We start from the raw sequence: 16832 nt of genomic DNA on the forward strand, positions 1-16832 counted from the left end.
TGGTAAAATTAGATTCCCAAAGTTAAGAAAACGTTACCAATTATTAACAAATTTTTAACCCGGTTAGTTTAAATTATAACGTAAGCCAAACAACACATTACTTGGTGGCATAGGCACAAAACCAGTTTCTATATAATCGGCATCAAAAATATTACTGGCTGTAACCATTAATTCTAACTGTTTAATATTAACTGCTACAGAAGCATCCCAAACATTATAACTTGTTCCTACAGTTCTTTCGGCATGTTTATAAATAATATTCTGACTTATATTTTTAAACAGCTGCGTACTTAAACGTGCTGTAAAATGATGCTTTAAGGTGTTTAATGAATAACGCGATAATTCTTTATTCTGGTTTAAAATATCATCATCTAAAAAATTATACCCAACAGCCAATGTTTGATTAAATGTATTTAGTTTGAAATGATAAGCGGCTTCAACCTCTAATCCTTTTGTGTTTACATCGGTAATATTAGTGGCTGTATAAACGGTTTCTGTGGTATTAGGACGAATATAATCTATTAAATTTTGAGCATCTCTATTATAAACGGCTACAGAACCCGAAAATTTTGGTGAAAAATATTTAATTCCAATTTCCTGAGCAAAAGCCTCTTCAACTTCCAAATCAGGATTACCAGCGGTATCAGGACTGGTGTAAAATAAATCTGTATAAGTAGGCACTCTATAAGTATAACCTATATTTCCGTAAACTTTCAAGGCGTCATTTATTTTGTAACCTATATCTAAACCAGGAAACGCATAAAAATCGAAATCTGAAAAATAAGTAACAGCAACTCCAGGGGTAACATCTAGCTTATCATTAAAAACTTTAAATCTGTGTTCTAAAAATAGCGTGGTCATAAATCTATTTCTGCTTCCTAAGTTGTTACTTTCCAGATAAATTTTAGAGACATCTACCCCAAACCCAGTAATGCCTGCTTTAGAGGTATAGCTTCCGTTAAGTTCTGCGCCTATTTTATTTGAAATGTGTAAATTTCTATAGCCGGTAGGATTACTTCTTACATACAAAAACTCGCCTTGGTTTCTCCTCCAATACACTTTTGGTTTAAGTGTTAATTTCTCGGTTTTAAATGCTGTAGAAAAACCAATTAAACTGTTTTGTGTTGCTACATATTGATCTACCGCACTAGCACTGGCATAATAACCATTGGCTCCTAACTTTCTATCTTGAAATGAAGTAACCATTTCTATAGCTTGTTTGTTTTTATTAAAAATACTTTTTATAAAATAGCTACTATTATCATAATCTGAATTGTATCGATACCCTTCAGAAGTAACTTTTTCAATATGCACAAGGTGCGATGAGTTTTCTAAATCTGTACCAATAGTAACCCCGCCATTTAGCTGCCCAAAAGAACCAGCTTCAACTTTAACAGCTACTTTATTTTTTAATTCTTTTTTAGTTACAATGTTAATAGCACCCGTAAAGGCATTTTGCCCAAACACACGGGCGGCAGGCCCTTTTATAATTTCAATGCGCTCTATAACTTCTATGGGTAACGCAGCATTCATGGTGTGGTGCCCCGTTTGGGCATCGTCCATTTTTATACCATCAATAAGTAATAAGGTTTGGTCAAAACTACCCCCACGTATGTATAAATCGGCTTGACTTCCAGCAGTTCCGCGTCGTCTTATATCTACCCCCGCCACTTGCTGTAATAAATCGGCAATATTGGTAGCGGCACTGTTTTTAATAGCTTCAGAAGAAATAATATTGATGGTTCTTGAGTTTTCCTTAAAAGGCAAATCTATTCTAGTTGAAGCAATAACTACGGTATCTAAATTTTGCTTTTGTGGTTTTTCTTGAGAAATCCCTAAAAAACAAGACATTAAAATAGCTAATAAAATAAGTTTAGTTTTCATAACACGAGTTGCATTTTTAATACGCTGCAAAAGTCGTAACTTTCCGGACGAGTAAAATAGTCCAGTTTTAAAACAATGAATAGTCCGGTTACAAGACTCATAGAACAATTAATTCAGTTTGAGAAATCAAGCACCAATCCGGTATATATTCAAATAGCGCAACAAATTATTAATGCTATTCAACGCGGGTATCTTTCAAAAGGAACGGTTTTACCGGGTACCCGAACATTTAGTAAGGTATTAAACATTCACCGAAATACAGCCGTTGCTGTGTATGATGAGCTAGCTTCTCAAGGCTGGGTAGAGATTATACCCAACAAAGGTACCTTTGTATTAGTACCCGAACAAAGTACTGCCCCCATAAAGGCAAGCACACAACATATTGATAAGGTGTATGATTATTCTAAAACCACGGGATTTCCGTTTCAATCGGCGCTACATTTGGCTTCCACGTTTCAACAAACCAACGCCAAATATAGTATTAACGATGGTAAACCCGATTTAAGGTTGCACCCTGTACACCAGTTTTCTAGGTGGTACAGTGCGGTTATGAAACGAAAATCGTTAATTTCAAAATGGAATCAAACAACCACTTTACATTCAACCTTTGAAACTCAAATTTGTAATTATTTAAACGCTACAAGGGGTTTTCATATTAAACCAAACAACTTATTAAGTACACGAAGTACCGAAATGAGTTTGTATATCGTGTCTCAATTACTCATAAAACCCAATGATGTTGTTTTGGTTGGCCAGTTAAGTAGTTACGCCTCTAATATGATTTTTCAGCAAGCAGGTGCCATTATAAAAACCATTCCTGTAGATGAACAGGGCTTAAATGTTGCTTATATAAAAAAGCATTTTATAAAAGGTAAAATACGGTGTGTTTATGTATGCGCCAATAGGCATTACCCAACTACAAAAACCTTAAGTGCCAAACGCCGATTAGAATTATTAGAATTAGCAAAAACACACCAGTTTGCCATTATTGAAGATGATTTCGATTTCGATTTCCAGTTTGAAGGTTCTGCCATGTTACCCCTAGCAAGTGCCGATGTTAATGGTATGGTCATTTATTTGGGAAAACTAGGGCAATCTTTATTTCCAAGCTTTCAAACAGGTTTTGTGGTAGCACCCGAAAACTTAATTTTAGAAGCAAAAAACTATTTGCAATTACTTGATTTACAAGGCGATATTATACAGCAACAAATGCTTTCAGAATTAATTTATGAGGGTGAAATTTATCGCCTCATGAAAAAAAACATTGTGGTTTATAAACAACGACGCGATTGTTTGTACAAATACCTTTCAGCATATTTTAAAGATAAAATATCTTTTGAAATCCCCAACGGTGGTTTAGCCCTGTGGCTACAATTTCAACCTAAAATTTCATTAGTAAAGTTTGCCGAAATAGCAGAACAATATGATGTGTTTTTACCAAAAACAATTCTATACCAAGATAAAAATACCTGCGCTATTCGGTTTGGCTTTGGGCATTTAAACGAGGAGGAAATTAAGATTGTTGTTGAAAAATTAAGAGAAGCTTATAATGAACTTAAAAACCAAGAATGAAAAATAAAGTTGTATTTTTGAGCTAAACCTTATTTTAATTTTCATGAAATATTTAGCTTGTATTTTCCTTTTTTTTATCACTTTAACTGCCTTTTCTCAAAACAACTACATTGTTAAAACCGAAGATGGCAGACGCGTTTTACTTAAAGCCGACTTTACTTGGGAATACATTGATTTAGTAGCTCCTAAAGACCATACCCCCGAAACAAAAATAGCAGAAACAAAAGACAACACCTGTAGCGTACAACCCGGTTTTGAAGAACCTAAATTAAACCAGAAAATTCAAAATCAGTTAAAAAAGGGACGCGCCACCATAAAGCACATTAAACAAAAAGTAGCTAACGATTTTGAGTGTACTGTAGATGATGTTATACTGCTTTATGCTAAAGAAATTAAAAAAACAGGAACCTATAAATTTTGTGCCAACGGTACCGTAGTAACTTACAAACGTGTTGGACATAATATTGCAAAAAAAATAGAGGTTTTTTAAATTTTTAATATTCCTTTCAACTGCATTTTCTTGTATCTTTACAAGGTATGTTTGCACTAGTAGATTGTAATAATTTCTATGCTTCTTGCGAACGTGTTTTTAACCCTAATTTACAAGGAAAACCAATTGCTATTCTTAGCAATAACGATGGTTGTGTTATCTCACGAAGCGATGAAGCTAAAGCTTTAGGCTTGCCCATGGGAGCCCCTATTTTTAAATGGGATAACTTCTGTAAAGCAAACAACATTGCTGTGTTTTCTTCTAATTACCCACTCTATGGCGATATGAGTAGTAGGGTAATGAAAATACTAGAACAATTCTCTCCAGATGTAGAAGTATATAGTATAGACGAAGCTTTTGTAGCGTTTAAAGGCTTTAAATATGTTGAGTTTAATAACTACGGTCAACAAATACGAAAACGCATTTTAAAATGGACAGGCATTCCCACATGTGTTGGTATAGCCCCAACAAAAGCTTTAAGTAAAGTAGCCAATAAAATAGCTCGTAAATTCCCTAAAAAAACTGGTGGCGTTTATGTTATAGACTCACAAGAAAAACGCCTAAAAGCATTAAACTGGATTAAATTAGAAGACGTTTGGGGCATTGGCAGAAGCCTACAAAAACAATTAAAACACAAAGGTTGCGAAAAAGCCATAGACTTTGTTAACCTACCTGATGCATGGGTACGCAAAAACTTTGGCTCAACAGGTTTTAAACTAAAAAAAGAATTAGAAGGCATACCCCAACTAGAACTAGACGAGGTAAAAACCAAACGCGCCATAGCCACCACACGTAGTTTTGATTTTTCGTATGATGATGTAAACTATATAAAAGAACGCATCTCAACCTTTGCCACAAGTTGCGCAGAAAAACTACGTAAACAAGGCTCTAGTTGCTATGTTATATATGTAACTCTAAGTAGCGATAGGCATAAAAAAGATGATAAACAACACCGGGGTAGTGCCGTCATAAATTTACCCTACCCTACCAATTCATCATTAGTAATTAGTAATGAAGCCGTAAAAGCCGTAACCACTATCTTTAAAAAAAATATAAAATACAAAAAAGCAGGGGTTATAGTATCTGGTTTAGTACCAACTAACAATTTTCAACTTAATATGTTTGAAAAAGAAAACCCAAAACACCAACCTTTAATGAAGTCTATTGATAATATAAACACCAAATATGGCGATTATAAAATAAAACTAGCCAACCAAGATTTAAAACGCACTTGGAAAATGCGTCAAGAACGCCTATCTCCAAGATACACTACTAATATTAATGATATTATTAAAGTAAAATAATTAGTATCTTTATGGCGTTACCACAAGGGTCGGGCTTTCACTACTCGCTCTCTACAAGGAGCTCAAACAAACCGTTCAATCCCTAACGCAAAAAACACTAGAAAAAATGATTTTACATAAATCTGAAAAATTAACCTTCTTCACACCCGAAGACGCTCATGATGACTCTTTAGGTGCTTTATTTGTTGATGCTGGCATTTCAGCAGGATTCCCATCACCTGCCGAAGACTTTAAAGAACAACGCTTATCATTAGACAGAGAACTTATAAAAAACAAAGAAGCCACCTTTTTTGCACGCGTAAGCGGGCAGTCTATGATAAATGCAGGGTTAGACGACAATGATTTATTGGTAATAGACCGCAGCTTAGAGCCCGAAAACAATAAAATAGCTGTTTGCTTTTTAGATGGAGAATTTACCGTAAAACGCCTAAGAGTAGATAAAGATGAGGTTTGGCTACAACCAGAAAACCCTAACTACCCTATTATTAAAATAACACCAGAAAACGAATTTATTATTTGGGGTATTGTTACTAATGTGATTAAGAAGGTGTAACCTGTATAGCTATTTTAGGACGGGTCACACTTCTCACTATTCACTATTCACTCCTATAGATGCCCTATGGATACTCTATAAGTAAAACAAGTTTTTTTATACCTAAAAATACTACGTAAATAATTTTATTTTCTCCTAATTTGTCCAGGAGAATACCCCATTTTATTTTTAAATATTTTTGAAAAATAAAATAACGAATTAAAACCTGTTTTAGCTGATATTTCTTTAAGAGAAAGATCTGTATTAATCATTAAACGTTTAGCATTTTCTAAGCGTTCTTGAATTAGGTATTGTTGAAGCGATACTCCTGTATTATTTTTAAAGACAGTTCTAAATCTGTTATAACTTAAATGATGATCGCTAGCTAATTTTTTAAAATCTATTTTAGCATTAAGATTTTTTCTTATATATTCTATAACACTTTTACAAAGTTGTTGTTCTCGACTGCCAGTTTCCTCATCTTCATGAGATAAAACATAGGCTACTAATTGTATTACAATGCCTGCTAATATTTTTCTAAACCCAGCACTGTGCTTTTTAACAAGTTGTAAAGAATGGTTAAATAAAAATATTAACTCCTCTTGATATCCTAAGTGTTTTACATACGATGTCCCATTCGGAAATAAATCTTTAAGAATTCTATTTGATAGAACTTCGCCTCTAATACCAATCCAATATTCTTCCCACCCTGTATTTTTAGAGGGTCTATAATTATGCCATTCGCCCGGGTAAAGTACCATAACATCGCCTGGATTTACTTCCCATTTCCCTGATTTGGTTTCAAAGAAACCTCTTCCTGTTGGCACATACACAAGATAACACCCAGGTAGTACACGACCTACTTCTTGTTTAAAATCATGGGTTTCTGGATGGCCTTCTACTGGGTAATTTTCTCCAGGGTGTATATGTTGATAGCCACATGTAGGTACATATATACCCCAACTCTCTACCTCAGAATCTTCTGATAAATAATGAAAAAAATTATCCATAGCTAATCAAATGTAGATATTTTGAACCATAAAACCAATAAAAGGTTTAGTGATTAATCTCTTAAGCATACTTATGTTAAAACACTTAAATTATGACTAGTATAATTGTAAAAAAACCTTAAAACAATATAAATATTGTTTTAAGGTTTTTATTATTGTTTAAAAAGAATTTTAAGAAATATTATTCATCTTCTAGAGTAACTGTTAAAACGGGGGCTGTATCAGTTACCTCTCCACTATCAAACTGTAAATGTGCCCAGGTATCCATATCATTTCTATTGGCACTTATTCTAAGGAATAAAAACTGTCCTGCAGTGGCTCCATTTTGGTATTGATTATTCATAAAAGTTGCTAAAGCTTCACCCGATGTATCATCCATTACAAACTCTCCTATAGCATCGCCATTTTTTATAAACCCTTTTTGAATGCCTGTGGCATTAGGATCGGTATCAAAATCGCCTAAAAAGAAATCGGATGCCAACACCTCTGAAGTTGCTCTTGCATCAATAGCATAAACATCGTATTCTACAGAAATCCATGAATTATTAGCTACTACATTAACTGTTAATACAGCAGATTTTACTCTTTTACCTGCGGGCACATTTGGTAAAGCAAAAGGCATAACCCCTACTACATGATCATCACCTCCAACTCCAGTTGCTACATGCCCTCCAAATAGTTGTGTCCAAGTGGCATCTAATGCTCCATTTCCCCAAATGGTTGCATCGGCTAAATCTACTTTAATATCAAAAGCAGCATTAGGATCTACAACTTCAACTGTAAAATTTAAGTTAGATGATTCTGCGCTATTAGTTGCTACTATATTAATATCATAAAGTCCTAAATCACAGCCACCACAGTTATCATACGGACTAAAAGTTATTTTACCTTTTCCATACCCAAGATCTACAAAATTTGCAAAACGCGGTAAGTTTGTTGCTTCTAAAACCATAGTACCTCCTAATGGATCTACTGCTTCAATGTCTACTTCTAAAACATTACCTTCTGCTAACTCAACATCTTCTACATCTAAAAATACAGGAGCCTGATTTTGAGTATGGGTAGTAATTTCCATATTCAAAACCCTATGTGTACCTGGGTCTGCTAAATTGAAATTATCGGCTACCATAGACCAGTAGTCTAAATGCGTAATTTTATTTCTAAATTTAAAGTCTTTTCCTATTTCTACCACATCACCGCCTTGTTCATTAGCATAAATATCATAGCTCATATTAACCGCATCAATATCCATTTTAATGTGATATGTTACACCTGCATGATATTCTAACTCGTTATTAGCTTCGTAACCGGTATCATTATAGGCATCAATTTTCCCAGAAGGATTTAGTCTTACTATACAAGAATTATTTGAATAGGTTGATGCTATACCATCTAAAACACCAACAACACCGTTCATAATATCTTTGCTAGGAATCATATCAAACTCTACTGTAAATGTTCCGGTTTGGGTTCCTTGTGGAATTAATACAGATTGCCATTCGTTAATTTTACTAGTATAACCATCTAGGTTTCCTCTAAAGTTAAATACAACTATTTCTTCATAACCCGAAGGGCGAGTTGCAATAAAATTAACGCGTTTAGATTCTTCTTGGGTTGGTGCATAGGTAAACTCAAGATTATCACTTAGTATTTCACCGGTTTCATCATCAACCCATTTTACGGTTGTTCCGTCTTTTGGTGAGACTTGTAATTGTAAATCTAATGTTTCTCCTATTAAAACATCGTAACCTTCCCAGGCAATACCAGTAACATTATCGCCTTCTCCCCAGAAATAAACTTTTAAATCTGTATCTGTTAATACGGGGTTACTTGCATCTTCATTACTACATGATACTACTGCAAATAACAAAATACCAAAAACCCAAGTTATATATTTATTTAGTTTCATAATTTTCTTTTTTATTAATCTGATAAATCTACACCTCTATTAAAACTACCATCCCACCAAACGGGTGCTCCCCAAAAGTTAACACCATCATATAAATGTGCTTCTAAATTTTCTCTATTAAAATTCATTTCTGTGTTAGGGTAGGGTAGCCTTCTTGGTATTAATCCGTTTAATGTTTGATCTGTATAAGCATTATCTGTTGTAGGTTTTAATTTAGGATACCCAGATCGTCTCCAGTTAGCAAACCCTTCTATACCATTATAAAAGTTATTCATATAATGTTGCATGTTTATGGCTTCCATTTTATCTGGGGTATTTGCCCATAAATTTTCTGCGTAATCATCTGCATTTAACTCTAAGTTAGGTTCTGCACCCAATATGTTTGTTAACTCATCAATATTAGCAAATATGGCATTTTTATAGTGGGTTTTAGCATCGCCACCAAAACTAGTCCAACCTCTTTCTACAGCTTCTGCTAACCAAAGTTCTACTTCTGAATACGATTGATATATTGATGGCAAATCTATACGGGTTAAATTTCTTCTAATTTGAAGTGATTTAAAGAATTTATCAATTTGCACTGTTTTACCATCTTTTTCTACATAGCGTGGTGACCAAATATCTGCAGGTGCATTTTCTGGTGCTTCCCATAAAAAATATCCAGGTGCATAGCCTTCTAAAATACCGTATTTTGCTAAATACTCTTGGGTTATTTCTACACTAGTTTCTGTTGTTGATTTTGAGTTGTATCTAGATGTTGCATCTTCTTGATACGCCGCATACATACCAAACATCATGAGCATTCTTGGATCATTATTTTCTCTCATGTAAGATATGTAGGTATCACAAGCTACTATAATTTCTTCTGAAAAGTTTTGAACTTGAGAGAAACCGTTTCCTCTAATTTCAGTTGCTCCACTGGTGCTCACATTATAATCGCCATGTTCTACAGCTGCTGTATCATCAACACTTTCCATAACACCATCTGCAATAGCTAATTTAGCTTCTTCTTCGGCTTTTCCTATATTAACATTTACTAACCTCATGGCATATCTTAAGCGCAATGAGTTTGCAAATTTTTTCCATTTATCTACATCGCCATTAAAGATTAAATCGCCTTCTAAACTTTTAGAACTATCTAATTGATCTGCGGCTTCTTTTAATTCAATAAAGAAATCATTATAAATATCTTCTTGATTATCATAGGCAGGGTGTAAATTGTCTGCTTCTGCTTGGGCTCCTGCTTCAAAATATGGTAAATCGCCGTAAGAATCTGTAAGTTGAGCAAAAATCATCACTTTTAAAATTCTTGCAACGGCTTCGTAATTTACTAAATCGGGATTTGTTTCGGCTTCTTGAATGGCCAGAATTAAATCATTGATTTCTCTGTATGAACTTTTCCACATATATTCCATATAACTAATATCTAGTTTATATGCTTGCCCATGTGAAACCGTCCACCCATCTGATATCATTTGGGTGATAGACATATGATAAGCTGCTAAAGAACGCCATTGTGTTTCTCTGTCTCCTGAATAACTAGTTTGTACTTTAGATATTAAGGTTTTAGGGTTGGCTGTTGTTGAGGTAGTTGGATCTACATTTATGTCATTAAAATCATCACAACTCGTAATTATTGTAATGAAACATACCAACGTTATTAAAGTATATAGTCTTGTTTTCATCTTTTTAAAATTTTGCAGTTAAGTTAAACCCATAACTTTTTCTTTGTGGTAATGAGCCATACTCATAACCCTGTCCGTTACTAATACTATACGTAGATTCTGGATCGATATTAGGAACATTTGAATGTATTAGCCATAAATTTCTACCAATAACAGATACTGTTAAGCCTTTAACAAATTTAAATTTCTTTAAGGCTTCAGGACCTAAGGTATAAGATAAAGACATTTCTCTTAGTTTAACATATGAAGCATCATAAACAAATGGTTTAGTTATATGTGCATTGGCTATATTACCCCAATAATCTCTTGGGTCTACATAAATATCATTTTGTCTGTAAACTGTATTGCCTTCAGTATCAACACCATCTTCAATAACACCATAAGCTAGGTAACCACCTGTTGCTACCCAATCACTTGATAATACTCCAGCATCTTCTCTGGCAGCTTCAGATTGTGCCCAATCATCTCTACCTTCAACAGTTCCTATATGAGCACCTTGTTGATATAGTTTCTGGTTGGTCATAGATAAAATATCGGCACCAGATTTAACTTGAATTAGAGCTCTTAATTTAAACCCTTTATATTGTATGGTATTGGTGATACCTCCTGTAAACTTATATTGGCCATTACCTAAAGTAATTTGTTCATCTGATCTTAAAGGAAGGCCGTTTGATCCTATTATTGGTATACCATCGCTTGTACGTTTAAAATCATAGCCTACAATATCTCCATAAGAACCTCCTTCTTCTGCAGTTATTAAAGAACTTATCCAATCTGCTCTGGCTATTGTTTGTGTTTTTGCATCTTCATGCAGCTTTACAATCTTATTTTCATTGTTAGCAAAATTGAATGTTAAGTCCCATCTGGCATTTTCAGATTTTATTGGCACTATGTTTAACATAACTTCCCACCCCTTATTATTAATTTCTCCAGCATTGATACTAGCTGATTCAAATCCGTTTGAATTAGAAATTGGGATATTCATAATTTCATCATAAGTGGTTTGATTATAATATGTAACATCTAAACCCACACGCCAATTAAGTAGTTTTGCGTCTAAACCAAACTCATACCCCTTTGTTCTTGATGGGTTTATATCTGTGTAATAAGTAATATCATTAACTGTTGAAAAGTTGGTGCCATTTGAAGAATAAGGATAATCAAAAAAGGTGTTATATGCATATGGGTCTGTGTCTCCTCCTACTTCGGCATAAGATGCTCTTAATTTAGCATAACTAAGAACTTTTCCTTTTAATTTTTCAATGGCTTTTGTGGCTACAAATGCCCCTGTAAAAGATGGATAGAAATAACCATTATTTCCTTTTTTTAAGGTTGATGACCAATCTTGTCTTCCTGTTATATCAACAAATAAATAATCTTTAAATCCAACGTTTGCAAAACCGTATAAAGACCTTACTTGCTTTTTAGGATTGTCTCTATCTATTACAAATTCATTATAATTATTAATAGATATAACGCCTGCTGCTCCTTGATTTTTACCAAGTATGGTTGTTGTTTCGTTTTCAAAACTCATTAAGTTTCCTCCTAGGCTTCCCCCAATAGTCCAATTGTCATTTAATTCTTTATTAGCAGATAATAAAAACTCGGTGTTAGACTCTAGGGTTTTAGAATCTATTTTGCTCATTTCACCCCATTCTGCCAAAGGCGTTGTTAGAGGAGAAAAATTATAATAATCATAAGTAAATGTATCTACCCCAGATTTGAATTTAAAATTTAACCAGTCGTTAAATTCATAAGTTAAAGATGCATAACCTAGCATCCTATTCTTTTTAGATTCATTTTTCATATGATATAATGAAAAATAAGGGTTGATGATACGGGTTGATGAATTCCAAAACACATAATCGCCATTTTCATCAACAACACTTTCTTTTAACCATTCCTGATCAATATTACCCGGTAAACCTAAAAGGGCTAAGGCAGTGTTTGCTCCAGAATATCCTAAATATGGTCTGTTATCTACATCTTCAAAAGTGTAATTTACTTTAGCATCAACGCTTAATTTATCCCACATTTTCATGGTACCTCTTAAGGAAAAATTATTTCTGTGCAGGCCACTATTTGGTACAATATCTTCTGTATTTACATCTGAAACAGAAAATCTAAAGTTAGCAGCTTGGTTACCACCAGATAACGCAATAGTATTTTGTGCTGTGTAGCCTGTTCTAAAAAAGGATTTGATATGATTTTTTTTAAGTCCGTAGTCTCTTATTTGACCATCAAAAGAAATAAATTGTAAATCTGGATCCATTTTACCTCCCCAGCTCCACATACCTGTAGCGTCTCCAATATCTTTTGGTGGTGTTCCTATACCTTGACCATAAATATGCTGAACATCGTCATATTCTCCAACAACTTGATCAAATGTTAAGTTGGTTGTAAAGTCTACATTGAATTTTGATTTTGAGTCCTCTTTAAATGACTTTGTTGTAATAAGTATAACTCCATTACCACCTCTTGAACCATATAAAGCTGCTGCTGCTGGACCTTTTAAAACAGACATGGTCTCTATATCGTCTGGGTTTATAGATGAGATACCATCTCCTAAATCTTGCCCGCCATATTGACCTGCTTGTCCCATGGTATTATTATCCATTGGCACACCATCAATAACGTACAAAGGTTGATTGGTTCCGTTAAATTTAGTGTTACCACGAATAATAACTTTTGATGAACCACCTGCTCCTGTATTTGGTTGTGCAATATCAACCCCTGCCACTTTACCAGATAAAGCGTTAACGGCATTAATGCTTTTAATTTCTGCTAGCCCCTCACCGTCTACTTTTGAAATAGCATACCCTAAAGATTGTTCTTCACGCGAAATACCTAAGGCTGTTACCACTATTTCATCAAGAGCTTCTACAGATTCTACTAACTTAATGTTGTAATTAGTATTAGCCCCTACTATTACTGTTTGTTTTGTATAACCAATATAACTGTATTGAATTACATCTCCTGTATTTGCTGATAAAGAATAATTACCATCAAAATCAGTGGCTGTTCCATTATTAGTTCCTAAAACAATGATTGTAACACCAGGAATTGGTTGATCATCTTCAGCCGAGGTTACAACACCTGTTATTTGAACTTCTTGAGCTTGTAGATTTAAAAATGTTCCTAAAAATGAACAGAGAAATACTACTAATCTAAATTGTTTAATTCTCATAAAATTATTGAATTTTAATGTATACGTTAATTATAGAGACTAAGTAAGAGACCGTTTAGTGCTCTAAAAAAAGGTAATAGTTTAATATTGAATTTTAGTTTATAGTTGTATTCAAATATAAATAAAATAAGGCCTGAATTAATGTTACAAGCCCCATGATACCTAAGAAAAGACAAAACTTACAAAGGTTTAAACAGATAGTACAAATTTGCATATTAATAAAATAAACAACTTCTTATTATTATATTATTATTTTTAAACATGTATTTATATGACCTAAACATTTATATGATTTATTTGTAATGTCTGCTATTATAGCTAAAACCCTTAAATAAGTTTGGTTTATTTAATTTTACCCCACTTTATCAACGCTTCTAAAAAATAATAATCTGCATAGTTAAGTGGAGCGTCTGTTTCATTATTTTCATGAAAATTACCAACAGAATGCTTTAAAATAAACCCGCCATTTTTTCTAATTTCGGCAAGATATTCTTCAGAAGAAAGGTTTCTTAAAATAGTTTCGATATAGTTTAAATATGATGTTTTATTTTCTACATCATACTTTTGTAATTCAATTAAGGCAGATGCTACTATGGCTGCTGCCGATGCATCTCTAGGTATTGGCTTAGTATCTTGTGCATCATAATCCCAATATGGTATATTGTCTTTAGGTATTTTAGGGTTATTCATTATAAAATTAGAAATGTGTTTGGCTTGTTCTAAAAACATAATATTACCTGTATGCGAATAGGCTTCAATATAACCATACAACCCCCATGCTTGCCCTCTTGCCCATGATGATTCATCGGCAAAACCTTGAAAATTTACTTTTTTTCTAACCTTTCCTGTTACATGATCATAATCTACAATATGATAACAGCTATAATCATCTCTGTATTGATTTTTTATGGTTGTAGTAGCATGCGTTGTTGCTATGTTGTAAAATGTAGAATCTGAAGTATGTTTAGTTGCTTGGTATAACAAATTTAAATTCATCATATTATCTATAATTACAGGCATATCTAAGCCCTTTCCTTGAATCCAAGGCGCATTAGTATCCCAAGACTGGATGATTTTTGCAACCGGACGATAACGGGTACTTAAAGATTTGGCAGCATCTATTACTGCTTGTTTATAAGCTTCATTTTCTGTTAGTCTGTACCCTTGACCAAACGAATTTTGAATCATAAAACCAACATCATGATTCCACTTTACAAATTGAGCAGAATCTAAAGCTTTAGTAAATTTTTCTGCTTCAATTTTCCACTTTTCATTTTTTGTATGTTCATACAAATACCAAAGCGACCCCGGAAAAAATCCGCTGGTCCAATCTTCTTTGTAAGCCATTCTTAACGAACCATCTTTATTTAAACTTCTGGGTTGTAGTAAAGGCGATAGTGTATCTATTTTTTTTATTAAAAAATCATATTGGTAAGCAGCCAAAGTAAAAACTCTATTTATAAGCTCTTGTTTTGTTTCTTCTTTATTTTCTGCAACCTCAACGTTTTTTTTACATGATAATAATACTAATATTGATATATAAATTGTGGTAAATTTTATTATTGATGTCATGTTTATTTATTTTATTTGAACGCTTTTTATTCTGATAGTTCTTCTTCTCTCCTTATTTTTAATTCGCCTTCTATCTCATCCATTGTGTCATTATCTAGCTTATAAAAACTCATTACACCTGCCACAAGAAAACTACCCGCAGCAGGAATTAAACTAACCATTAAAATAATACCTGTAACAGATTCTGAAGTTTGGGTAGTATTAGCCTTAAAGCCATAATAAGCTAATAACCAACCAGCAAGAGCAGCTCCAATAGTAAAGCCAAATTTTTGTGCCATTGTGGAAGCCGACATAATTAATCCCGTAGCACGTCTGTTATTCTGCCATTCAGAGTAGCTTGCTGTATCTGTATACATAGCAAATAAAATTGGTGCTGGTGGTCCTGAAGCTAAACTAACAATGATATTAAGAGCAAATAACATGGTAATATTAGTTTTGTCTACAAAGAAAAATAAGGCCGTAAAAATGCCTGCTAAAAGTTGAGATACAATAAATACTTGTTTTTTTCCAAACTTATCACATAGCTTTTCTGTAAATGAAATAGCTATAATGGTTACTATAGTTCCTGAAACTAAGAATGCGCTTACTAGTGATTCATCTCCAATAAAATACTTAAAATAATACATTACTGACCCATAACGAATGGCAACATAAGCTAAACTGATAACCCCAACAACCAATAGTAATAACCAAGGACCATTACTTAACAGGTCTTTAAAATCATTTTTAATATTTGTTTTTTGTTCTTTAGGTGGAGAAACCCGCTCTTTTGTTGTATAAAAAGTAATTAGAAACATAATTATTGCCATAATTCCAAAAACAACCATAGTGCCTTGAAATCCTTTAGCTTCGTTAACAATATCTATTGTTAATTTTTCTGAAGAAATATCAACATCAAAATACTCTGAAGGGTTTAAAGTATAAGTACCAAAACCTTCTTGTAGATATAAAATATCAGTAGCTGTATCTATTTCGTCTTTTAATGCTTCTCTATAAACAGTTACGGTAACATTTTTTGTTAGCGGTTTATCTTCTCCTATATCTGCATTTAAAACTAATTTTGAAGCTCCTATACCATTTTCAGTAATTACAATCTTACTATTATTTATTTCTGCTGAAATTACATTGGTGTTATCTGCTCCAATAGTATTTACTAATGGAAGTGTTAAAGCTTGAACTATTAACCCACCAGAAAACGCAAACATAAACCTGTATTGTGAAAAACTAGCACGCTGTGATGGGCTTGCTGAAATGACTCCCATAAGTGCAGAATAAGGGATATTAATTGCAGTATACACCATCATCATAAGCGTATATGATACATAAGCATATATGATTTTACCCGTTAAACTAAAATCTGGCGTAGTAAAGGTTAATACCCCAAACAATGCAAAAGGTAAGGCTAGCCACAAAATATACGGACGGAATTTACCCCACTTAGTATTTGTACGGTCTGCCATAACCCCCATAATAGGGTCGTTTATTGAATCCCAAATTTTTGTAATTAAAAACATAGTTCCTACCACAGCTGCAGGCAAACCAAAAACATCGGTATAGAAATACAACTGAAAAATCATTAATGTTTGCCATACCAAATTTGAAGCGGTATCACCAAGACTAAAACCAATTTTCTCTTTTATAGAGATGTTTTCTTCAAACTCGATATTTTGTTTTTCTAAATGCATGT

The 16832-nt window shown here is 33.4% G+C and carries 11 protein-coding genes; 4 read left to right on the plus strand and 7 right to left on the minus strand.

Annotation, left to right across the window (positions count from 1 at the left end):
- Window positions 1-63: 63 nt before the first annotated feature.
- Window positions 64-1884, minus strand: a complete 1821-nt coding sequence (locus J1D01_RS07400; RefSeq protein WP_421150367.1) for a TonB-dependent receptor plug domain-containing protein — start codon at window positions 1882-1884, stop codon at window positions 64-66.
- A 75-nt stretch (window positions 1885-1959) separates the two neighbouring features.
- Here J1D01_RS07400 and J1D01_RS07405 point away from each other — a divergent pair, with 75 nt between their 5' ends.
- The 4 genes from J1D01_RS07405 to J1D01_RS07420 all read left to right on the plus strand — a co-directional run bounded on the left by J1D01_RS07405 (window position 1960) and on the right by J1D01_RS07420 (window position 5803).
- Entirely contained in the window at window positions 1960-3456 is a 1497-nt protein-coding gene (locus J1D01_RS07405) for a PLP-dependent aminotransferase family protein (protein ID WP_421150368.1), read from the plus strand.
- Window positions 3457-3499: 43 nt separating this feature from the next.
- On the plus strand, window positions 3500-3946 hold the full coding sequence (locus tag J1D01_RS07410) for a DUF3157 family protein (protein ID WP_372937793.1): 447 nt from the start codon (window positions 3500-3502) through the stop codon (window positions 3944-3946).
- A 47-nt stretch (window positions 3947-3993) separates the two neighbouring features.
- Window positions 3994-5250 (plus strand): Y-family DNA polymerase, encoded by a 1257-nt coding sequence (locus J1D01_RS07415; protein WP_421150369.1) that lies wholly within the window; start codon window positions 3994-3996, stop codon window positions 5248-5250.
- A gap of 106 nt (window positions 5251-5356) precedes the next feature.
- On the plus strand, window positions 5357-5803 hold the full coding sequence (locus tag J1D01_RS07420) for a LexA family protein (RefSeq protein ID WP_372937795.1): 447 nt from the start codon (window positions 5357-5359) through the stop codon (window positions 5801-5803).
- 125 nt (window positions 5804-5928) lie between these two features.
- Here J1D01_RS07420 and J1D01_RS07425 read toward each other — a convergent pair whose 3' ends face one another.
- The 6 genes from J1D01_RS07425 to J1D01_RS07450 all read right to left on the minus strand — a co-directional run bounded on the left by J1D01_RS07425 (window position 5929) and on the right by J1D01_RS07450 (window position 16830).
- Window positions 5929-6792, minus strand: a complete 864-nt coding sequence (locus tag J1D01_RS07425) for an AraC family transcriptional regulator (protein ID WP_372937414.1) — start codon at window positions 6790-6792, stop codon at window positions 5929-5931.
- Between the two features lie 181 nt (window positions 6793-6973).
- A complete protein-coding gene (locus J1D01_RS07430) occupies window positions 6974-8701 on the minus strand; it encodes a hypothetical protein (RefSeq protein ID WP_421150370.1) in 1728 nt (575 codons plus the stop codon).
- A gap of 14 nt (window positions 8702-8715) precedes the next feature.
- Window positions 8716-10386, minus strand: coding sequence for a SusD/RagB family nutrient-binding outer membrane lipoprotein (locus J1D01_RS07435; protein WP_421150371.1), 1671 nt, complete (start codon window positions 10384-10386; stop codon window positions 8716-8718).
- A 4-nt stretch (window positions 10387-10390) separates the two neighbouring features.
- Window positions 10391-13573, minus strand: a complete 3183-nt coding sequence (locus J1D01_RS07440) for a SusC/RagA family TonB-linked outer membrane protein (protein WP_421150372.1) — start codon at window positions 13571-13573, stop codon at window positions 10391-10393.
- Window positions 13574-13915: 342 nt separating this feature from the next.
- The gene (locus J1D01_RS07445) at window positions 13916-15145 is read right to left on the minus strand and encodes a hypothetical protein (protein WP_421150373.1); all 1230 of its coding nucleotides are present in this window, start codon (window positions 15143-15145) and stop codon (window positions 13916-13918) included.
- Between the two features lie 26 nt (window positions 15146-15171).
- Window positions 15172-16830, minus strand: a complete 1659-nt coding sequence (locus J1D01_RS07450) for an MFS transporter (protein ID WP_421150374.1) — start codon at window positions 16828-16830, stop codon at window positions 15172-15174.
- Window positions 16831-16832 lie beyond the last annotated feature (2 nt).

The organism is Seonamhaeicola sp. NFXS20 (assembly GCF_049132085.1).
Taxonomy (GTDB): Bacteria; Bacteroidota; Bacteroidia; order Flavobacteriales; family Flavobacteriaceae; genus Seonamhaeicola.